Source organism: Acinetobacter sp. FB, assembly GCF_056033405.1.
Genome location: NZ_CM148502.1, coordinates 20799 through 41676 on the forward strand (window position 1 = coordinate 20799; position 20878 = coordinate 41676).

Genomic DNA, 20878 nt, shown 5'->3' on the forward strand with positions numbered 1-20878 from the left:
GCGACCAAAAAGGCTAAAACTGCTGATTTAGTGTGGAAAATATACGATCTATCACTAAAAAAGCAGATTTAGCCTGAAAAACAATCGTTCAAAAAGAAATAATAAAAAATGGGGTTGTATTGGTTTGGGAATGCTGTAGAATGCACATCCATCGGCGGTGATGCAGATAAAAACTTGTTGAGAAACAAGGATTTGGCTAGATTGGTTGGGTTCTTGGATTGATTGATAGGTTTTAAAAATATCTAAATTACCTGTTGACTTTAAGATAAATTAGAGTAACATAGCCGACCTAGCTTGATGATGACGAATCATCAAGAAGATCATTAAGAGAATAGAAGAACAACTTGTGTGGATTTTTACTGGTTGATCGATCGAAAATATTTCATTGATTGAATGGTAGAAATTTCTCGAAGTTTATTTGAGCGAATTTTTAGTCAGAAAATTGATGAGCCAAGATTTGTAGCCATAAGCTACTAATGATTTTAAACTGAAGAGTTTGATCATGGCTCAGATTGAACGCTGGCGGCAGGCTTAACACATGCAAGTCGAGCGGAGATGAGGTGCTTGCACCTTATCTTAGCGGCGGACGGGTGAGTAATGCTTAGGAATCTGCCATTTAGTGGGGGACAACATTCCGAAAGGAATGCTAATACCGCATACGTCCTACGGGAGAAAGCAGGGGATCTTCGGACCTTGCGCTAAATGATGAGCCTAAGTCGGATTAGCTAGTTGGTGGGGTAAAGGCCTACCAAGGCGACGATCTGTAGCGGGTCTGAGAGGATGATCCGCCACACTGGGACTGAGACACGGCCCAGACTCCTACGGGAGGCAGCAGTGGGGAATATTGGACAATGGGCGGAAGCCTGATCCAGCCATGCCGCGTGTGTGAAGAAGGCCTTTTGGTTGTAAAGCACTTTAAGCGAGGAGGAGGCTACTAGTACTAATACTACTGGATAGTGGACGTTACTCGCAGAATAAGCACCGGCTAACTCTGTGCCAGCAGCCGCGGTAATACAGAGGGTGCGAGCGTTAATCGGATTTACTGGGCGTAAAGCGTGCGTAGGCGGCTTTTTAAGTCGGATGTGAAATCCCCGAGCTTAACTTGGGAATTGCATTCGATACTGGGAAGCTAGAGTATGGGAGAGGATGGTAGAATTCCAGGTGTAGCGGTGAAATGCGTAGAGATCTGGAGGAATACCGATGGCGAAGGCAGCCATCTGGCCTAATACTGACGCTGAGGTACGAAAGCATGGGGAGCAAACAGGATTAGATACCCTGGTAGTCCATGCCGTAAACGATGTCTACTAGCCGTTGGGGCCTTTGAGGCTTTAGTGGCGCAGCTAACGCGATAAGTAGACCGCCTGGGGAGTACGGTCGCAAGACTAAAACTCAAATGAATTGACGGGGGCCCGCACAAGCGGTGGAGCATGTGGTTTAATTCGATGCAACGCGAAGAACCTTACCTGGCCTTGACATACTAGAAACTTTCCAGAGATGGATTGGTGCCTTCGGGAATCTAGATACAGGTGCTGCATGGCTGTCGTCAGCTCGTGTCGTGAGATGTTGGGTTAAGTCCCGCAACGAGCGCAACCCTTTTCCTTACTTGCCAGCATTTCGGATGGGAACTTTAAGGATACTGCCAGTGACAAACTGGAGGAAGGCGGGGACGACGTCAAGTCATCATGGCCCTTACGGCCAGGGCTACACACGTGCTACAATGGTCGGTACAAAGGGTTGCTACCTAGCGATAGGATGCTAATCTCAAAAAGCCGATCGTAGTCCGGATTGGAGTCTGCAACTCGACTCCATGAAGTCGGAATCGCTAGTAATCGCGGATCAGAATGCCGCGGTGAATACGTTCCCGGGCCTTGTACACACCGCCCGTCACACCATGGGAGTTTGTTGCACCAGAAGTAGGTAGTCTAACCGCAAGGAGGACGCTTACCACGGTGTGGCCGATGACTGGGGTGAAGTCGTAACAAGGTAGCCGTAGGGGAACCTGCGGCTGGATCACCTCCTTAACGAAAGATTGGTGACTGGTAAGAATCCACAACAAGTTGTTCTTCGAAGATGTATCTGAGGGTCTGTAGCTCAGTTGGTTAGAGCACACGCTTGATAAGCGTGGGGTCACAAGTTCAAGTCTTGTCAGACCCACCAAATCTGATTGTAGTAGCTTAGATTGAAAGATATGTCGTTCATTAAGTGATAAGCTGGGGACTTAGCTTAGTTGGTAGAGCGCCTGCTTTGCACGCAGGAGGTCAGGAGTTCGACTCTCCTAGTCTCCACCATGAATTAAAAGAGTTTGTAAAAACGAACTTAATTCAAAGCTAAGAAGATTATAGAGTTTAGTGAATACAGTCCAAGTTGACTGGTTTATTAATCTCTGTGATTTATCACAGTTTACTGCTCACCGACGAGGTGGTAGTTAATCATTAACAGATTAGAAAATTGAGTCTGAAATAAATTGTTCACTCATTTGTTCGAAAGAACAAAATGAGAACTAGCAAAAACACTGAATCAAGCGTTTTGGTATATGAATTTAGATTGAAGCTGTATGGTGATTAAGTTCACAGACAACGAATAGTAGCAATTAAGTTTGCAACGCTAACACTCACTTGTATGTGTTAACGACTGTTTGGGGTTGTATAGTCAAGTAATTAAGTGCATGTGGTGGATGCCTTGGCAGTCAGAGGCGATGAAAGACGTAATAGCCTGCGATAAGCTCCGGGGAGGCGGCAAATATCCTTTGATCCGGAGATTTCTGAATGGGGGAACCCACCCGCTATAAGGCGGGTATCATAAGCTGAATACATAGGCTTATGAAGCGAACGAGGGGAAGTGAAACATCTCAGTACCCTTAGGAAAAGAAATCAATTGAGATTCCCTTAGTAGCGGCGAGCGAACGGGGAGCAGCCCATTAAGTTGTGTGTGTTCTAGTGGAACGCTCTGGGAAGTGCGAACGTAGAGGGTGATATTCCCGTACACGAAAGGGCACACACAATGATGACGAGTAGGGCGAGGCACGTGAAACCTTGTCTGAATATGGGGGGACCATCCTCCAAGGCTAAATACTCCTGACTGACCGATAGTGAACCAGTACCGTGAGGGAAAGGCGAAAAGAACCCCTGTGAGGGGAGTGAAATAGATCCTGAAACCGCATGCATACAAGCAGTGGGAGCCGACTTGTTCGGTGACTGCGTACCTTTTGTATAATGGGTCAGCGACTTATATTCAGTAGCGAGGTTAACCGTATAGGGGAGCCGTAGAGAAATCGAGTCTTAATAGGGCGTTTAGTTGCTGGGTATAGACCCGAAACCAGGCGATCTATCCATGAGCAGGTTGAAGGTTGGGTAACACTAACTGGAGGACCGAACCCACTGTCGTTGAAAAGCCAGGGGATGACTTGTGGATAGGGGTGAAAGGCTAATCAAGCCTGGTGATAGCTGGTTCTCCCCGAAAGCTATTTAGGTAGCGCCTCGGACGAATACCATTGGGGGTAGAGCACTGTTTCGGCTAGGGGGTCATCCCGACTTACCAAACCGATGCAAACTCCGAATACCAATGAGTACTATCCGGGAGACAGACTGCGGGTGCTAACGTCCGTAGTCAAGAGGAAAACAATCCAGACCGCCAGCTAAGGCCCCAAAATCATAGTTAAGTGGGAAACGATGTGGGAAGGCATAGACAGCTAGGAGGTTGGCTTAGAAGCAGCCACCCTTTAAAGAAAGCGTAATAGCTCACTAGTCGAGTCGGCCTGCGCGGAAGATGTAACGGGGCTAAAACTATGTGCCGAAGCTGCGGATTTGACATTAGTCAAGTGGTAGGGGAGCGTTCTGTAAGCCGATGAAGGTGTATTGAGAAGTATGCTGGAGGTATCAGAAGTGCGAATGCTGACGTGAGTAACGACAAAACGGGTGAAAAACCCGTTCGCTGAAAGACCAAGGGTTCCAGTCCAACGTTAATCGGGGCTGGGTGAGTCGACCCCTAAGGCGAGGCCGAGAGGCGTAGTCGATGGGAAATTGGTTAATATTCCAATACTTCTGTGTAATGCGATGAGAGGACGGAGAAGGTTAAGTCAGCCTGGCGTTGGTTGTCCAGGTGGAAGGTTGTAGGCATGTATCTTAGGCAAATCCGGGGTACTCTATGCTGAGAACTGATAGCAAGCTGTACTTGTACAGTGAAGTGGCTGATACCATGCTTCCAGGAAAAGTCTCTAAGCTTCAGTTACACAGGAATCGTACCCGAAACCGACACAGGTGGTCAGGTCGAGTAGACCAAAGCGCTTGAGAGAACTCTGCTGAAGGAACTAGGCAAAATGGTACCGTAACTTCGGGAGAAGGTACGCTGCTGACGGTGATGGGACTTGCTCCCTGAGCTATTGGCAGCCACAGAAACCAGGCCGCTGCAACTGTTTATTAAAAACATAGCACTCTGCAAACACGAAAGTGGACGTATAGGGTGTGATGCCTGCCCGGTGCTGGAAGGTTAATTGATGGGGTTAGCGTAAGCGAAGCTCTTGATCGAAGCCCCAGTAAACGGCGGCCGTAACTATAACGGTCCTAAGGTAGCGAAATTCCTTGTCGGGTAAGTTCCGACCTGCACGAATGGCATAATGATGGCGGCGCTGTCTCCAGCAGAGGCTCAGTGAAATCGAAATCGCTGTGAAGATGCAGTGTACCCGCGGCTAGACGGAAAGACCCCGTGAACCTTTACTGCAGCTTGACATTGAACTTTGACCTTACTTGTGTAGGATAGGTGGGAGGCTTTGAAGTTGGAACGCTAGTTCCAATGGAGCCGTCCTTGAAATACCACCCTGGTAATGTTGAGGTTCTAACTCTGCCCCGTAATCCGGGGCGAGGACCATGTCTGGTGGGTAGTTTGACTGGGGCGGTCTCCTCCTAAAGAGTAACGGAGGAGTACGAAGGTGCGCTCAGCGTGGTCGGAAATCACGCGTAGAGTATAAAGGCAAAAGCGCGCTTAACTGCGAGACCCACAAGTCGAGCAGGTACGAAAGTAGGTCTTAGTGATCCGGTGGTTCTGTATGGAAGGGCCATCGCTCAACGGATAAAAGGTACTCTGGGGATAACAGGCTGATACCGCCCAAGAGTTCATATCGACGGCGGTGTTTGGCACCTCGATGTCGGCTCATCTCATCCTGGGGCTGAAGCAGGTCCCAAGGGTATGGCTGTTCGCCATTTAAAGAGGTACGCGAGCTGGGTTTAGAACGTCGTGAGACAGTTCGGTCCCTATCTACCGTGGGCGCTGGAAATTTGAGAGGATCTGCTCCTAGTACGAGAGGACCAGAGTGGACGAACCTCTGGTGTACCGGTTGTGACGCCAGTCGCATCGCCGGGTAGCTATGTTCGGAAGGGATAACCGCTGAAAGCATCTAAGCGGGAAGCCTACCTCAAGATAAGATTTCCCTAGGAATTTATTCCTCTAAAGAGCCGTTCGAGACTAGGACGTTGATAGGTTGGGTGTGGAAGCACGGTGACGTGTGAAGCTGACCAATACTAATTGCTCGTGAGGCTTGACTATACAACACCCAAACAGTTGTTGTATTCAAGATAAATTCAATACATAACTTGATTTAGTGTGAAAACTAGTTACAATACAGACCCAATAATCTAATCCGTTAATAACTCTTTCGGTAATAAGTGGCAAAAAACGTAAGACCACCGAAAGCCAAAACAGTTTGCTGGCGACAATAGCAAGAGTGAACCACCTGATCCCTTCCCGAACTCAGAAGTGAAACCTCTTAGCGCTGATGGTAGTGTGGCGTTTGCCATGTGAGAGTAAGTCATCGCCAGCTTTTAAATTCAAACACCCCCTCCGCTAATGCTGAGGGGGTGTTTTTTATTGCGAAAGTAATATATTGTTTGAATTTTAAACAGATATTTAAATGAAAGATTTACAAAAAATTTATACTGATAAAGTAAACGAGGCACTTTTTAGATTACAGAAGTGTGAAAGTCTTATAGAGTCATATTTCGAAATCAAAGATTTATTAGATTTAGAATCCTCAATATTACATTTACGTAAAGCATTAGAAATATTTGCTTTAGCTTCGATCGCCCCAAATAAAATTAAATATCAAGAATATCGTGCTCAAGCTGATAAAAATCCTGACTATACAAAAGATTATAAAGCTAGCTCAATTTTAAAAGCTTTAAGTGGAATAAATTCTGACTTTTACCCTATACCTTTGTTACCAGCTGAGAAGTTAGAGAATGGGACTTGGCATTTTGATAGAAAAACAGGAAAATTCTTTGACAAAAATCAGTTTATTAAATTGTATGATCGATTAGGAAAATATTTACACGCTGATAATCCTTGGGGCAACAATAAAGAATGGGAAGATTTTGCTTTAGTAGTAAGGGATGGTATAAGTTCCATCCGTGATCTTTTTAAGTTGTATTTTACTGTAATACGGACACCAGAATTTACAGGTGTATGGGTTCTAGAGACACGTGAAAATGTGGTTCAATTTCTTGTTGCTGAATCTCATGGCGAATTTATCGTTGAGAATTATTAATTTGAAAGGTTATTAAAGAGAATTATTATGAAACAAAACTCTTTCTCTCCACTCTCCGAAGATGATGAAGAACTGCATCTTCCTGAGCTAGTGTATTGGGCATCTTTAGGAGATGTGGAGCAAGTCGAGAAGTCATTGGCAGAGGGTGTAGACCCAAACCAAACTGATGACGAAGGCTATAGTGCATTACAGGCTGCCGCTGAAAATGATCATTTGGCGGTGGTGAAGCTACTGGTGAGTAAAGGGGCAAATGTGGCTTATCAAGGCGAATATACTGCGCTGCAGCTTGCAGAAATGGCAGAGCATGATGAAGTAATTGCTTATCTTAAAAGTCTTTAAATCACGCATAAAATGATAAATAAAAAGAAGCCCCATCATCCTGACGGGGCTTCTTAGTATTCAGTTTCTTGTCGTTTATATTCCTTATCAACGACCGCTTCCTGCGTATTTTGTTATTTTCAATGAGACTTCCTGTCTCTTTGTGTTTGATATGATAAGGCAAAGTTTTAAATTGAACTATTCGCCAATGACAACGATGGTTGTAGGCTTAAGCTTACATGGCAAATATATACTTCATAATAAAAAAAGCGGAATCATCAGACTCCGCTTTTTCATTAATTTGATTTAGAAATGAATGTCTAAACCAACATATGGCCCTTTAAAATTAAATTTAAGATCGTTTTTTTCGTAGTCATCTAATTTAATGTCTAAGATACGGTAGCCAGCTTTCAAGCCAACATCGACCAACAGATTATCAATAAAGTTATATTGTAATTCGGCTTGTGCGTCAGTAATTTTGGTATCATTGATGTTGCTATATAACAATTCAGCTTTAGCGCTCAAGCCTGTAAATGGTAATTTTACACCTGCTGATCCATAGATCACAGGAACAGTTTTATCGATGTCTGTTTTGCTTAAACCGAGTGTTTTAACATCACCATTTAAACTGGTTGCGCCTAAACCAACATCTGCATTTACGATGGTATCCAAGATTTCATAATATAAAATGAAATCGGTATGGTCTATGTTCAAGTCATAAACTGGCTGAGCTGCAACTTCATTTTCAGTTTGTGATTTTAAATTCACATAGCGAATTTTTGCATTTGGAATCAGTGGAATTGGGTGTTCAAATGCAAGCGAAACTTGAGCAGATCCCTTACGATCAAGGTCTTGATCTGGTGCTGACGTTTGCGCAGCCATATTGGCTTCACCGTTGTAATTCCAGTAGCTGAGATCGCCTTTTACACCAATCATGTCTGCTTGTGCTAGACCACACAGACTTGTCCCTAAAGCTAAGATTGATATTTTTAATATTTTCATTCGATTGTCCTAATTCATATCAAAAACCGTAATGAATTGTTGTGAATTCATCAGTGATTGGGCGAATCATATAGTGATATTTGAAAATATACAGTAGTCTAATTTTAAATTTTAATAATGGGATGAAGAATAATGACCGATGCACAAAATGTTGTGGATTATCCTTTGTATGTTGCAGGGAAAGCAGTAAAGACAGGTCAATGGTTAGAAGTTCATGATAAATATAGTAATACGGTCTATGCTCGAGTTGCGTTAGCAGATGAAAAAGTGTTGGAAAAAGCAATTTCTGCTTCAGTTAAAGCTGAGGTAGATATGGCGACTCTTAAGCCATTTGAAAAACAAAAAGTTCTATTACATTGCGTTAAACGTTTTAATGAATTACGTGAAGAATTGACAGATATATTGATTGTTGAAGGGGGTAAGCCGCGAGGTGCAGCCAGTGCAGAAGTGGAACGTCTGATAAATACTTTCCAATTGGCTGCAGATGCGGTCACACAACTTGATGATGGTCGAATGTTGCCTTTGGCAGTCACTCCTGCGGCTGCTCGTTTTCGAGGTATGGTTAAGCATGTGCCAATTGGTGCAGTTTCGCTGATTAGCCCATTTAATTTCCCTTTAAATCTGGTGGCACACAAGATCGCACCTGCAATTGCAGCAGGTTGTCCATTTGTATTGAAGCCTGCGAGTTTGACACCGATCAGTGCATTAATGATTGCCAAGGTTTTGGCGGAAACTGATTTACCAAAAGGCTCATGGTCAGTGTTGCCTTGTGATCGCCAAGCAGCGGATATTTTGGTAACAGATGATCGCTTTAAATTACTCAGCTTTACGGGGTCAGATCAGGTTGGTTGGGACATGAAAGCACGTGCAGGGCGCAAGAAAGTTACTTTGGAACTGGGTGGGAACGCTGCGGTTCTGATCGATGCAGATACCGTGATTGATGAGGCGCTGATTGATCGTTTGATCAGTGCCGCTTATGGGCATGCAGGGCAAGTCTGTATCAGTGTACAACGGATTTTAGTTCATGCTGATCTTTATGTGGAAGTGAAAAAGAAACTCATCGCCAAATTGAAAAAAATTAAAGTAGATAATCCAAAGCTAAGTACCACATTAGTAGGTCCGATGATTAAGGAAGCTGAAGCTGTTCGCCTGAAAAAATGGGTTGATAAAGCCGAGAAAAAAGGGGCAAAGGTTCTGACGGGAGGACATTTACAAGGCGTATTATTTGAACCGACCTTACTGGAGAATGTTGATGCCAAGCTAGAAATCTATAAGGATGAAGCATTTGGCCCGATTGCTATTTTAGAAAAATTTAAAGAGTTTGAGCAGGGTATTAATACAATTAATCAAAGTCGTTTTGGTTTACAGGCAGGGGTATATACGCAAAATCTGAATAAAATGCTCTATGCATGGGATCATTTGCATGTTGGTGGAGTCATCATTAATGATGTACCTACATTCCGTGTTGATAACATGCCTTATGGTGGCGTGAAGGATTCTGGATTAGGTCGCGAAGGAATTCACTCAGCGATTCGTGATATGCAAGAAGAACGCTTGCTCGCAATTAAACAATAAAATAGAAGTTCAAGCGGAGTTCTGGCTTCGCTTGATTAGTTTATATACTTGATTTTATAAATTGACTGTAAGGTCAAAATTTCATTCAGTTGAAAAATAATCAGTTATTTAAAAAACATAATTTTTCAGACAGAAATTACAGTAAAAAGAAATAAAAACAGGTATTGTTCGGCTATTAAAAAGCAGAAAAACAAAATCCAATCTTTAAGGAAGATGGTTTGGTTTTTGCTTGTTTGTTCATGAAAATGAGAGGCCCACAAGGTTGAAATTTCATGCAAGCAAAACAAGATTTTTATGGCACTTTTCATGTCTGTTGGATAATAAAACCTAACGCAGTATGAAAAATGCCAGCGGTATATATTTAGGTGTCATATGGCAGATTCTCGTGAAAACTGGACATCACGATCTGGTTTTATTATTGCAGCCGTTGGTTCGGCTGTAGGTTTAGGTAATATTTGGCGCTTTCCTTATGTTGCCTACGAAAATGGTGGTGGTGCGTTTCTTATCCCCTATTTACTCGCACTGATTACGGCTGGTTTACCTCTTTTATTTTTAGATTATGCGACTGGACATCGTAGTACAGGCTCACCCCCTAAAGCATATCGTGCTTTATTTAAAGGTGGTGAAACACTAGGTTGGTGGCAAGTCTGTGTCTGTATCATTATTGGGTTGTACTATGCCAGCGTACTGACGTGGGCGGGAAGTTATGTATATTTCTCGATTGGTCAGGCGTGGGGCAGTGACCCAGAAAGTTTCTTCTTTAATACGTACTTACAGACCTCGAAAGCAACTGGCTTTGATTTGCAGTTTGTCAGCCATTTATTTTGGCCAATTGTTGGGATTTGGGCACTGACCTTAGTGATTTTGTATGGTGGTGTTAAAAAAGGTGTTGAATTATCAAATAAGATTTTCATGCCTTTGTTATTCGTCCTGTTCACAGTACTGGTAATTCAATCATTACGTTTACCTGGTGCCGCTGAAGGCTTAAATGCATTTTTCACTCCGAACTGGTCTGCGATGATGGACTATAAAGTGTGGTTAGCTGCTTATGGGCACACTTTCTTCTCATTATCTGTTGGCTTCGGGATCATGGTGACATACTCCTCTTACTTAAAGCCGAAAACCAATTTAACAGGTTCGGGTTTGATCGTTGGTTTTGCCAATGCTTCAACTGAGATCTTGGCAGGTATTGGTATTTTTGCAGCATTGGGTTTTATGGCTCATGCAGCGGGTAAAGAAGTACATGATGTTGTCAGTGGTGGTATTGGTCTAGCATTTATTGCCTTTCCAAAAATCATTTCAAGCTTGGGTGCAGGTGCAGATTTATTTGGTCTATTGTTCTTCTCTTCGCTTTTTGTCGCAGGTATTTCTTCCATGGTCAGTATCTTGGAAGTACCGATTGCAGCGATGCAAGATAAGTTAAAATGGAGCCGTAAGAAAGCAGTAACCATCATTGGTGGTGGTAGTGCATTCGTTTCAGTTATCTTATTCTCAAGCGTAAATGCGATTAAACTGGTTGATATTGTGGATCACTTTATCAATAACATCGGGATTATTGGTGGTGCATTATTATCAATCATCAGTGTGGCTTGGTTTAAGCGTTCAGCTTTAATCGAACTTCGTGATCATGTGAACCGTATTTCGACGATTCAATTGGGTAAAGGTTGGGATTTCACTTTAACTGTGATCACCTCTCTGATCTTATTAACCACATTGAGCATGACTGTGTTTAACTTGGTCAAAAATGGTTACGATACGTATAGTATGAGCTTGCAAGGCATCTTTGGGTGGGGCAGTGTGATTTTCTGTGCTGTCGTTGCAGTTATACTCAGCAAAATGAAAGATCGTTAGGAGCGCAGTTATGAATACTTCAGCAATCGTGATGATGATCATTTCAATGGTATTTTTATGGGGCGGACTTGCTTTGTCGATTCTGCACTTAATGAAACATCCAGAAGAGTTAGATGACGTTTTAGAAGAAGTCAAAGATCATCATACGCTTTAAAATAGATTCAAAAAAGCAGGCTTTAAAGCCTGCTTTTTTATTTTGATTATGCCAATTTTTTAATTCGGCAATAATAGAAACCATCGCCAGATTGTGTAGTTGGTAATAATTGACGACCATAGGTCTGTTCAATACCCCAATCGGCTTCGATTTTGATTTCCTCTGCATCCGCATGTTCGGCGAAGAAAGCAACCATTTGCTGTTCATTCTCAGCTTTTAGAATGGAGCAGGTGATATAAAGTAAAGTGCCACCAACTTTGAGCTGTTGCCACATCTGCTGCAAAATCTGTTGCTGTAAGGCCACTGTTTGCGCGATATCGGTTGATTGTCTTAACAGACGAATATCGGGGTGGCGACGAATCACACCTGTTGCAGAACAAGGCGCATCCAGCACGATACAATCGACGGGTTCTGGTGCCTGCCAAGTGGTGGCATCAGCCGTAATAATCTCGACATTGTTGTCATTTAAGGCAAGACGTTCTAAATTTTCAGAAACACGCAATAAACGTTTTGCATCATGATCAAGCGCGATCAATTTTTTAGGATGATAGCGCTCAAGGATGTGTGCAGTTTTACCGCCTGGTGCAGCACATGCATCGACAACCACTTGGTCATCTAAATTGGGTAAAAGCATCGCGCACAATTGTGCATGTTCATCCTGAACAGAAAAGCCACCTTCTTCGAAACCAGGTAAATGGGTAATATTGCCCGTTTGTTCCAAAACAATACCAACATCTGAAAGCGTGCAAGCACGAGCATCGATCTGTTCTTCATCTAAAATATCAAGATACTCATCACGACTGATTTGACGTTCATTGACGCGCAGGGTCAGAGGGGCGGCTTGTTTTAAGGCTTGGCATAGAGTCTCTGCTTGCTCAGGCCAATCTTTTTTTAGTCGCTTGAATAACCAGCTTGGTAAACCATGCGTATTATTTAAAGCGGTTTCAAATTCAGCTGTTTCACGTGAAACACGACGCAGAATCGCATTGACCAAACCACTCATTGGTTCGAAACCGAGTTGCTTAGCCGCATTTACCGTTTCTGAAATCGCAGCATGTACAGGAATACGCGTACATAAAATTTGATATAAACCTAGATATAAACAACTTTCTAGCGCTTCATTGTCTAATGGTTTCGTAAGCAATGGTAGAGTAATTGCTTTTAAAGAAAACCATTGGCGTAAACAACCTAAAGTAAGCTCGTGATATAAACTACGGTCACGTTCAGAAACGATATTGATATGTTGATTTAAAACAGAAGACAAAGATTGCCCATTTTGAACCGCCAAAAGTGTTTTGACCACCTGCGCACGCAGATTCAAATTTTTTGCAGATGATTGATTCGATTGGCTCATGGGAGAATTTGTCCAAGATGTAATTTTTGGGTTTGGGCAATTTGAACTGGATTGAGGGCTTTAGCACCTGGCCATTGCAAACTGGTTAAGCACACTGTGCTATTATCGCCACAGGCAACGTGTACGCCTTGTTTATCTATGGCAAGGATCTCACCGACTTGTGCATCAGCTTTTTGATGTTGAGAAAGCATTGAGCCCCAAATACGTAAGGCATTGTTTTCATCGAGCTGAATAAAAGCGACTGGCCAAGGGTTAAAGGCACGAATATTACGATCGATTTGAACTGCATTTACAGTCCAATCGATACGCGCTTCTGCTTTCACTAATTTGTGCGCATAAACGGTCAGTGCTTCATCTTGTACTTCACGTTTTTCAATAAAATCCTGCAAGCTTTGTTCTGATTCAAGCACCGTACAAATCGCTTCTGCACCTTGAACAGCCAATTTGTCATGCAAGCTGGCCGTGGTATCTTCCGCAGTAATTGGGCAATAGGTTTTATACATCATATCGCCAGTATCTAAACCTGCAGCCATTTGCATGATGGTAATCCCTGTTTCAGCATCCCCTGTTGCGATTGCACGTTGAATTGGCGCAGCACCACGCCAGCGGGGTAACAGCGAACCATGGATATTTAAACAACCATATTTAGGGGTATCTAAAACCGCTTGCGGTAAGATTAAACCATAGGCTGCAACCACCATGACATCAGCGCCTAGAGCAGCAAGTTGTTGCCGAGCTGCCAAGCCGTCCTCGGTAGACGCTTTAAAATTCAAAGGTTGGTAAACGGGTAAACCGTGTTCAAGTGCCAATTGTTTAACAGGCGATGGTGTTAATTTTTGTCCACGTCCTGATTTACGGTCAGGCTGGGTATAAACAGCAATAATTTGGTGTGATGTTTTTAATAATGCCGTTAATGCAGTTGCTGCAAATTCAGGTGTACCAGCAAAAATAATTTTCAAACGGTCAACTCTTCAAAATAAATCAATCTATGTTGATTATATCAAAGTCCTAAACGGAAAAGATCAATCCCAAATGAGAAAGGATACGCAGATTATACATAAAAATGTGCAAATCAAACATTTTTACATGTAATCTAATTTGAGCATCTCTAATCATTTGGGCGGTGAGTTTTTAGGAGCTTGAATGATTATATAAAGCAAAAAAGGAATGATGATGAGCGATGTCTCGTTAACATCATATTTAAACCTTGATCAACCAAAGCTATGGTCATTCAATAATAAAAATAGGTGAGTATATGAACAGTAAAGAGCTCATATTAGGCAGTAGAATTAGTTTCATTTTGATTCTAGCAACCATCATTACCCGAATATTAGAACTTTACGTAGCAACTTAGCTTGATGATTGTATTTAGCGGAAAATTCCAGAATTTTTGATCAGATCAGAAGCTTGTGAGGCTGAATGATGTAAAAAAGAGCTGAAAAAGATCTCTAAGTAGGTCATCTGTTAAACGATGACTTGTAGTATGATGGAAAAAGCTCAGTATCATTTCGCCAGAGAGAATGTCCCATTCTTCTCGAGCACAAACTTGTTGGGAATCAAAAATGCCTGATTATCGTTCGAAAACATCAACACATGGAAGAAATATGGCTGGCGCGCGCGGTTTATGGCGTGCGACAGGTATGAAAGATGAAGATTTTGGCAAACCAATTATTGCGGTGGTCAATTCATTTACCCAATTTGTTCCTGGACATGTGCATCTTAAAGATTTAGGGCAACTTGTTGCACGAGAAATTGAAGCTTCTGGTGGTGTCGCAAAAGAATTTAATACCATTGCCGTTGATGATGGGATTGCCATGGGCCATGACGGGATGCTGTATTCACTACCATCACGTGATTTAATTGCTGATTCTGTAGAATACATGGTGAATGCACATTGTGCCGATGCAATGGTATGTATCTCGAACTGTGACAAGATCACACCGGGAATGCTGATGGCTGCAATGCGCTTGAATATCCCAGTAGTGTTCGTATCTGGCGGTCCTATGGAAGCGGGTAAAGTCAAATTCCGTGGTGATGAAAAGGCAATCGACCTAGTTGATGCCATGGTCGTTGCAGCAGATGAAAGCTATACCGATGAAGAAGTTGCAGCATTTGAGCGTTCGGCATGTCCAACTTGTGGTTCATGTTCGGGTATGTTTACTGCAAACTCAATGAACTGTTTAACTGAAGCTTTGGGTTTATCATTGCCGGGTAATGGTTCTATTGTTGCAACTCATGCTAACCGCGAAAAACTATTCCTAAAAGCAGGTCGTTTAGTGGTTGAACTTGCGAAGCGTTATTATGAACAAAATGACGACAGCATTCTGCCACGTTCAATTGCAACCAAAGCAGCATTTGAAAATGCGATGACTTTGGATATTGCAATGGGTGGTTCTACCAATACCGTATTGCATTTGCTTGCTGCTGCACATGAAGCAGAAGTTGATTTCACTATGGATGATATCGACAATTTATCTCGTAAAGTACCTGTATTGTCTAAAGTTGCACCTGCAAAGTCGGATGTGCATATGGAAGATGTACACCGTGCTGGGGGTATCATGGCGATCTTGGGTGAACTTGATCGTGCTAACTTACTGAACACTTCTTGCCCAACGGTACATGAACCTACTCTCAAAGATGCCTTAGACAAGTGGGATATTATCCGCACTGAAGATGCAGATGTTTATGAGTTCTATCGCTCATCACCGGGTGGTGTTCCAACTCAAGTGGCATTCTCACAAAACCGTTATTATTCAACTTTGGATGGTGACCGTGAGAAAGGTGTGATTCGTAATGCTGAACATGCTTTCTCTAAAGACGGTGGCTTGGCAGTACTTTACGGCAACATCGCTTTAGATGGCTGTATCGTGAAAACTGCTGGTGTAGATGAGTCGATTCTTAAATTCACGGGTACAGCGCGTGTTTTTGAAAGCCAAGATTCAGCGGTTGAAGCGATTTTAGATCATAAGATCGTGGCAGGTGACATCGTTGTCATTCGTTATGAAGGCCCACGTGGTGGTCCAGGCATGCAGGAAATGTTGTACCCAACCAGTTACTTGAAGTCGAAAGGTTTGGGTAAGGACTGTGCGTTGATTACTGATGGTCGCTTCTCTGGTGGTTCTTCAGGTTTATCAATTGGTCACGTGTCTCCAGAAGCAGCGGAAGGTGGTGCAATTGGTCTGGTTGAAGATGGTGATACTATCCAAATTGATATTCCGAATCGTACCATTCACCTTGATGTTGATGATGCAACCATGGCACATCGCCGTACAGCTCAAGAAGCCAAAGGTTGGCATCCAGCGGAAGAGCGTAAGCGTAAAGTTTCAAAATCTTTGAAAATTTATGCTTTGCATTCAACCAGTGCTGCGAAAGGTGCTGTACGCGTTCTGTAAACTATTGCTAAGCGACGATGTTTATCATCCCTCTTTATTACGATAAAGAGGGACTTTTTTCTGATTTTATAAGATACTCATTATACTTATTTGCTCACTTGTTTGAATTCAAGTTAGAGAAAGCTTATCCATTCATCACTTTATAATCATTAGAGGCGATCGACATGTCTTTGTTACGTCGTTGGTTTGATCCCATCCGATCGAGTTGGTTCTATCAAAAACCTTCTCGTCAGGCGGTGTTGCCCACGGAACAGGGTTTAAGTATTTACCTGCGTTTAGACGATGTTTATAGCTATCTTGCAGTACAACAGCTTGATCAGCTCAATGAAATTTTGAGTGATGAACTAAAACCTTTAAAAGTGATTATTTCAAGACAGGGTGCTGAGCCTCCTAATGGTATGTCAGAACAAGATTGGCAGAGTTATTGTTTAAATGATGCTAAAATTCTCGCCAAACAACATCGGTTTGGTTTCGATGAAACCCCTGAAATACCTAGTCCAGAAGCATTACAACAAGCAGAAATAATTCTAAAAAATACCCCTCTGAGAGAACAAAATTTTTTACATTTACTCGAAGATGTATTCCACATGTTATGGCAACAACAATATGGGAAATTACGTACTCTTTATGCGATGGCAAGTCAGCATCAAACACCTCAAGATTATCCTGAACGTATTTTTAAAGATGTGCCTGTTGCAGCCAGTTACTTCGAATTTGGTGAGCGTAAATATCAGGCCGTTGATGATTTATTACGCCTTACACGCCGTTTGAAACAACAAAAATTACTCACCGGAAATCCAATTTTTCTGATTAATCATATTGAATGGCGTGAGCATCTCATTAATGACGCTGAGTCACTGACAGAAGTCCAAAGCTTACATCCAGAATTAGATCTGTATATTGCGCTTGAAGACCCTATGAGTTGGCTATTATTGGCTTATATCAAAGAAGAATTGGCCAATTATTATAATATTCAATTGAGCGTTTATCCGCTGAGCTATCATGGGCGAGATTGGTTTGACTGGAGTTTGGCGACTCGTGTTTCTAAACGTACACAGGTGGCATTCACCCCATTCTGTCGGCCTACCAAAGAAGCGACTTATGAAATGGCAAAACTATTTTATAGCGTGCCTGAAGAAGAACAGATCGATTGTATTCATGAGATATTGCAAGGTGTTTGGACGCGTGGCAAAGATCTTTCTTTCAAAACCCACTTTCAACGTATGCAGAAGCGTTTAGAGATTGACAACATTACCGAACAAGATGTTGAAGCTTTGTTGAAACAGAATGATGAACTCTGTCAGCAAAAGCATCAGCCAGATTTTCCTGTACTGGAATTACGTATAGATGGACAGAGCTATGTTTTTAATAGTCTATATCGAGTTTGGATGATTGAAAGTATTATCAGCAATGTTTTGGAAGATAAATATAGAACTGCCTCAAGCTCTGCCTGAGGCCTACTCCCAAAAATAAGAATAGGGCAAGCTACGCTTTTTTCGTAGCATAACTCCGATGCAACATCGGAGATCGGACGTGACTTTTTTAGCAATTATTGTGATGGTATTTGTCTTTGCCGGCATGATTAAGGGCATGATCGGCTTAGGTTTACCTGCGGTCTCGATGGGACTGCTGACGGTTGCCATGAGTCCATTTCAGGCAGCATCACTGCTGATCGTTCCATCCATGATCACCAATATTTGGCAGTTGTTTGCAGAAGGCCGAGTTTGGACCTTTGTCCGTCGTTTCTGGTCGTTGCTGCTGGGGATTGTGATGGGTTCGATCTGGAGTTTTTTACCGACCTTAAGTCAGAGTCATGGCAAGACCAGTGAAATATTATTGGGCAGCATGTTGGTGCTATATGGCCTGTATGGGTTATGTGTCAAAAATCTACCTCATTTGGCAGCACATGAACGTTGGTTATCTCCCTTGGTTGGATATATCGGCGGGGCGGTGACTGTCGCAACAGGTGTAGTAATTATTCCCGTCGTGCCTTATTTACAGTCTTTACATCTGAAACGTGATGAGCTGGTTCAGGCTTTAGGATTGACCTTTACTGTGTCCACCATTTGCTTGGCAGTATTTCTACATCATAACCCGATGCAGGGAATCACACTGGATTATCGTCTATCGGTTGTGGCCTTGGTGGCAGCTTTGGTTGGGATGTGGTTGGGTAAAAAAATCCGTTATCAACTGAATGAGCAACGTTTCCGTCGTTTATTTTTTATCGGTTTGGTGGCGTTAGGCGGATATATGCTATCGCATTAATCTTGCTGTGGACTAAGGACGATGCTGTAACAGAAACTCAGAAAATTGCTGATAATTTTCGGGCAGTTGACTGAAATCTTGTGTTGCCAATAGTAGCTTTCGATTAGCCCATGCACCTAATAATTGAACCATATGGAAATGATAATCGGGTTGTAAGCGTTGTGCAGCATGCGCAGGCATAATCGCGATGCCGACGCCTTTAGCGATGACCTCTGCAATGGCGGCGAAATTAGGTAAGCGCAAACGGTATTGGATATTAAAACCAAGCAATTTGGCTTGAGTTTCGATGGATTGCTGCAAAGAATGATGCGGCATCAGTCCAATAAAACCATAATTCAGTGCTTCGACTAGATTTAATGACGTATGCTGAGCTAAGGCATGAGCCTCAGGGCAGATTAGAACAAGAGGATCGCTGGCAAATTCCTGTGTCTGTAAATGTTGAGTATCAAAAAAGCTAGAAACTAATCCGAGTTTGGCAGTCCCTTTGCTCAGTGCAGCCACGATTTCAGAACTTTCTGCTTCGTGCAGATCGATATTCATTTCTGCATGACGCATCAAATATTGTGGTAATAGCGGTGGTAGATATTCACTTTGTGCCGAAGAATTACACCACAGAGTTAAAGATTCGGGCTGTTGTTGCCTAAAGCGTTGCATGTCGTATTCGAGTTGATTTTTTTGTCCAATCAAACACTGTGCATGTTCAGCCAAAGCATGCCCAGCCGTCGTAAGTTCGACCCCAGAGGTGTGGCGAAGAAAGAGCAAGGTATCGAAATATTGTTCGAGTTTTTTAATCCGTTCGCTGGCTGCTTGCAGTGAAATCGCAGAACGTTCAGCCCCTTTGGTGAAGCTGCCTGTGCTGACAATATGCAGGAATAGTTGTAAATCAAAAAAATCAAAACGCATGATGGCAACGTGTTGAAATATAAAAAGCCATCATACTAAAAAGGCGCTAAATAAAGATAGGATATTATTGTGGTGCAAAAAAAGGCAGCCTCAGCTGCCTTCAATCTTCTAATTTTTATCTTTTAAAGTGAATAACAGGTTCAGGAAAATCGCAGCAAAAGTTGCGGTTCCGATTCCCCCTAAATTAAAGCTACCAAACAGTAATTCAAAGTTACCTGCACCTAAAATAATGGTGACAGATGCAACAATAAGGTTTTTATTATTAGAAAAATCGACTTTATTTTCGATCCAAATTTTCGCACCTGCAATGGTAATTAAACCAAAGACCACAATCGAAGCACCTGTGAGGACTGCGGTTGGGATCGTACTAATCACTGCGCCAAATTTAGGAGACAGACCCAAGAAAATCGCAAAGACACCAGCGATCACAAACACAATCGTAGAATAAACACGGGTTACTGCCATCACACCAATATTTTCACCATAGGTGGTCATACCTGGTGCACCAACACTACCCGATAACGTTGTGGCCAAACCATCCGCAACAAAAGCTTTACCCAATTGAGGTGTAAGATCTTCGCCTGTCATTGAACCGACTGCTTTGATGTGACCTAGATTTTCAGCGACTAAAATCAATGCAACAGGAGCAATAATTAAAATTGCATTTAAATCAAAAGTTGGGTGTGAAAAAGTTGGGATACCAAACCATGGTGCTGCTGCGATTTGGGAGAAATCAATCGGTTTACCAAATCCTAGAATATTTGTTGCAACCACATATATGGCATAAGCAATCAATAAACCCACTAAGAGTAATAAACGTTGTAATAAGCCCTTGGTAAATACCGCAATAATGCCCATGCTTAATACAGTGATGAGTGCCATCCACATTTCAAAAGGCTGTCCAGCAACGCCTTTAATGGTGATAGGTGCAAGGTTGAGACCAATAATCATCACCACAGCACCTGTGACAACAGGTGGCATGAGTTTCTCAATCCAACGTGTGCCTGTGAGCATGACCGCAAAACCGATCAAGGCATAAAAAATACCACAGGCAACAATTCCACCAAGTGCAACGGCAAGGTTTGGATTGGCTCCTGACCCAGTAATGTGACCAGTTGCGGCTGCAACGACACCAATAAATGCAAAGCTTGAGCCTAAATAACTTGGAACACGACCACCCGTGATCAAGAAGAAAATAATAGTACAGATCCCTGACATTAAGATGGCAAGGTTTGGGCTAAAGCCCATCAGAAGGGGTGCAAGAACAGTTGCACCAAACATTGCAAATGCGTGTTGTACCCCTAATACCGCACTTTGTAAGGGCGGTAAATATTCATTTGTCGCGACAGGGCGATGATCAATCTTTCCCTGATACGGCTGCCATTTTGGAAACCAATTTGACATAGATGAGACTCATTATGTGATATCAGCGGGTATGATACCCTGTCTTAAAACGAGCTTTCACCTATAAGTCATTGAGAATATTGCCAGATCATGTTTTTTACGTCTGTATTTTTACCTTTTGGTAA

Annotated in this window: 13 protein-coding genes, 2 tRNA genes and 3 rRNA genes; 13 read left to right on the forward strand and 5 right to left on the reverse strand. The window is 42.6% G+C overall.

Annotated elements, in window-relative coordinates:
• Positions 1-484 precede the first annotated feature (484 nt).
• The 7 genes from AC0JIQ_RS00080 (at position 485) to AC0JIQ_RS00110 (ending at position 6874) form a co-directional block, all read left to right on the forward strand.
• Positions 485-2021 (forward strand): 16S ribosomal RNA (locus AC0JIQ_RS00080).
• A 59-nt stretch (positions 2022-2080) separates the two neighbouring features.
• Positions 2081-2157, forward strand: a tRNA-Ile gene (locus AC0JIQ_RS00085).
• Positions 2158-2212: 55 nt separating this feature from the next.
• Positions 2213-2288, forward strand: a tRNA-Ala gene (locus AC0JIQ_RS00090).
• A 359-nt stretch (positions 2289-2647) separates the two neighbouring features.
• Positions 2648-5538: ribosomal RNA gene (locus AC0JIQ_RS00095) — 23S ribosomal RNA — on the forward strand.
• Positions 5539-5697: 159 nt separating this feature from the next.
• Positions 5698-5812: ribosomal RNA gene (gene rrf / locus AC0JIQ_RS00100) — 5S ribosomal RNA — on the forward strand.
• Together the 16S, 23S and 5S rRNA genes with 2 tRNA genes alongside form the textbook arrangement of a ribosomal RNA operon.
• Before the next feature lie 90 nt (positions 5813-5902).
• On the forward strand, positions 5903-6535 hold the full coding sequence (locus AC0JIQ_RS00105) for a hypothetical protein (protein WP_168154660.1): 633 nt from the start codon (positions 5903-5905) through the stop codon (positions 6533-6535).
• Positions 6536-6562: 27 nt separating this feature from the next.
• Positions 6563-6874 carry an ankyrin repeat domain-containing protein gene (locus AC0JIQ_RS00110; RefSeq protein ID WP_474202270.1) on the forward strand — a complete coding sequence of 104 codons (312 nt, stop codon included), beginning with the start codon at positions 6563-6565 and terminating at the stop codon, positions 6872-6874.
• Positions 6875-7159: 285 nt separating this feature from the next.
• Here AC0JIQ_RS00110 and AC0JIQ_RS00115 read toward each other — a convergent pair whose 3' ends face one another.
• Positions 7160-7855 (reverse strand): TIGR04219 family outer membrane beta-barrel protein, encoded by a 696-nt coding sequence (locus AC0JIQ_RS00115; protein ID WP_474202271.1) that lies wholly within the window; start codon positions 7853-7855, stop codon positions 7160-7162.
• A 132-nt stretch (positions 7856-7987) separates the two neighbouring features.
• Between AC0JIQ_RS00115 and AC0JIQ_RS00120 the strand changes: the two genes are divergently transcribed.
• From AC0JIQ_RS00120 to AC0JIQ_RS00130, 3 genes are all read left to right on the forward strand, one after another.
• On the forward strand, positions 7988-9430 hold the full coding sequence (locus tag AC0JIQ_RS00120; RefSeq protein WP_474202272.1) for an aldehyde dehydrogenase family protein: 1443 nt from the start codon (positions 7988-7990) through the stop codon (positions 9428-9430).
• 372 nt (positions 9431-9802) lie between these two features.
• Positions 9803-11281, forward strand: a complete 1479-nt coding sequence (locus AC0JIQ_RS00125) for a sodium-dependent transporter (RefSeq protein ID WP_004659682.1) — start codon at positions 9803-9805, stop codon at positions 11279-11281.
• A gap of 10 nt (positions 11282-11291) precedes the next feature.
• Positions 11292-11435, forward strand: coding sequence for a methionine/alanine import family NSS transporter small subunit (locus AC0JIQ_RS00130; protein WP_004659683.1), 144 nt, complete (start codon positions 11292-11294; stop codon positions 11433-11435).
• A 46-nt stretch (positions 11436-11481) separates the two neighbouring features.
• On the opposite strand, the gene rsmB is transcribed toward AC0JIQ_RS00130, so the two are convergent.
• Both rsmB and fmt read right to left on the reverse strand, forming a co-directional pair.
• Positions 11482-12789 carry a 16S rRNA (cytosine(967)-C(5))-methyltransferase RsmB gene (gene rsmB / locus AC0JIQ_RS00135; RefSeq protein WP_474202273.1) on the reverse strand — a complete coding sequence of 436 codons (1308 nt, stop codon included), beginning with the start codon at positions 12787-12789 and terminating at the stop codon, positions 11482-11484.
• Positions 12786-13748 carry a methionyl-tRNA formyltransferase gene (fmt, locus tag AC0JIQ_RS00140; protein WP_474202274.1) on the reverse strand — a complete coding sequence of 321 codons (963 nt, stop codon included), beginning with the start codon at positions 13746-13748 and terminating at the stop codon, positions 12786-12788. Before fmt ends, rsmB begins: the two co-directional genes overlap by 4 nt.
• A gap of 603 nt (positions 13749-14351) precedes the next feature.
• On the opposite strand from fmt, the gene ilvD reads away from it, so the two are divergent.
• The 3 genes from ilvD (at position 14352) to AC0JIQ_RS00155 (ending at position 18446) form a co-directional block, all read left to right on the forward strand.
• Complete coding sequence (gene ilvD, locus AC0JIQ_RS00145) at positions 14352-16181, forward strand: dihydroxy-acid dehydratase (RefSeq protein ID WP_005219091.1); 1830 nt, start codon at positions 14352-14354, stop codon at positions 16179-16181.
• Positions 16182-16345: 164 nt separating this feature from the next.
• Positions 16346-17635: a hypothetical protein gene (locus AC0JIQ_RS00150; RefSeq protein ID WP_474202275.1), complete on the forward strand. Its 1290-nt coding sequence runs from the start codon at positions 16346-16348 to the stop codon at positions 17633-17635.
• Positions 17636-17714: 79 nt separating this feature from the next.
• Positions 17715-18446, forward strand: a complete 732-nt coding sequence (locus tag AC0JIQ_RS00155) for a sulfite exporter TauE/SafE family protein (protein WP_474202276.1) — start codon at positions 17715-17717, stop codon at positions 18444-18446.
• Positions 18447-18458: 12 nt separating this feature from the next.
• Here the strand turns inward: AC0JIQ_RS00155 and AC0JIQ_RS00160 are convergent, their stop codons facing one another.
• Both AC0JIQ_RS00160 and AC0JIQ_RS00165 read right to left on the reverse strand, forming a co-directional pair.
• Positions 18459-19349 carry a LysR family transcriptional regulator gene (locus AC0JIQ_RS00160; protein ID WP_474202277.1) on the reverse strand — a complete coding sequence of 297 codons (891 nt, stop codon included), beginning with the start codon at positions 19347-19349 and terminating at the stop codon, positions 18459-18461.
• A gap of 108 nt (positions 19350-19457) precedes the next feature.
• A complete protein-coding gene (locus AC0JIQ_RS00165; RefSeq protein ID WP_474202278.1) occupies positions 19458-20753 on the reverse strand; it encodes a solute carrier family 23 protein in 1296 nt (431 codons plus the stop codon).
• Between the last annotated feature and the right edge of the window lie 125 nt (positions 20754-20878).

What these genes read in the sequence shown, in the direction of transcription:
- AC0JIQ_RS00165 (WP_474202278.1), bottom strand. Translation starts at nt 20,753, where the DNA reads ATGTCAAATTGGTTTCCAAAATGGCAGCCGTATCAGGGAAAGATTGAT.
- AC0JIQ_RS00105 (WP_168154660.1), top strand. Translation starts at nt 5,903, where the DNA reads ATGAAAGATTTACAAAAAATTTATACTGATAAAGTAAACGAGGCACTT.
- AC0JIQ_RS00120 (WP_474202272.1), top strand. Translation starts at nt 7,988, where the DNA reads ATGACCGATGCACAAAATGTTGTGGATTATCCTTTGTATGTTGCAGGG.
- AC0JIQ_RS00130 (WP_004659683.1), top strand. Translation starts at nt 11,292, where the DNA reads ATGAATACTTCAGCAATCGTGATGATGATCATTTCAATGGTATTTTTA.
- ilvD (WP_005219091.1), top strand. Translation starts at nt 14,352, where the DNA reads ATGCCTGATTATCGTTCGAAAACATCAACACATGGAAGAAATATGGCT.
- AC0JIQ_RS00150 (WP_474202275.1), top strand. Translation starts at nt 16,346, where the DNA reads ATGTCTTTGTTACGTCGTTGGTTTGATCCCATCCGATCGAGTTGGTTC.
- AC0JIQ_RS00110 (WP_474202270.1), top strand. Translation starts at nt 6,563, where the DNA reads ATGAAACAAAACTCTTTCTCTCCACTCTCCGAAGATGATGAAGAACTG.
- AC0JIQ_RS00115 (WP_474202271.1), bottom strand. Translation starts at nt 7,855, where the DNA reads ATGAAAATATTAAAAATATCAATCTTAGCTTTAGGGACAAGTCTGTGT.
- AC0JIQ_RS00160 (WP_474202277.1), bottom strand. Translation starts at nt 19,349, where the DNA reads ATGCGTTTTGATTTTTTTGATTTACAACTATTCCTGCATATTGTCAGC.
- rsmB (WP_474202273.1), bottom strand. Translation starts at nt 12,789, where the DNA reads ATGAGCCAATCGAATCAATCATCTGCAAAAAATTTGAATCTGCGTGCG.
- AC0JIQ_RS00125 (WP_004659682.1), top strand. Translation starts at nt 9,803, where the DNA reads ATGGCAGATTCTCGTGAAAACTGGACATCACGATCTGGTTTTATTATT.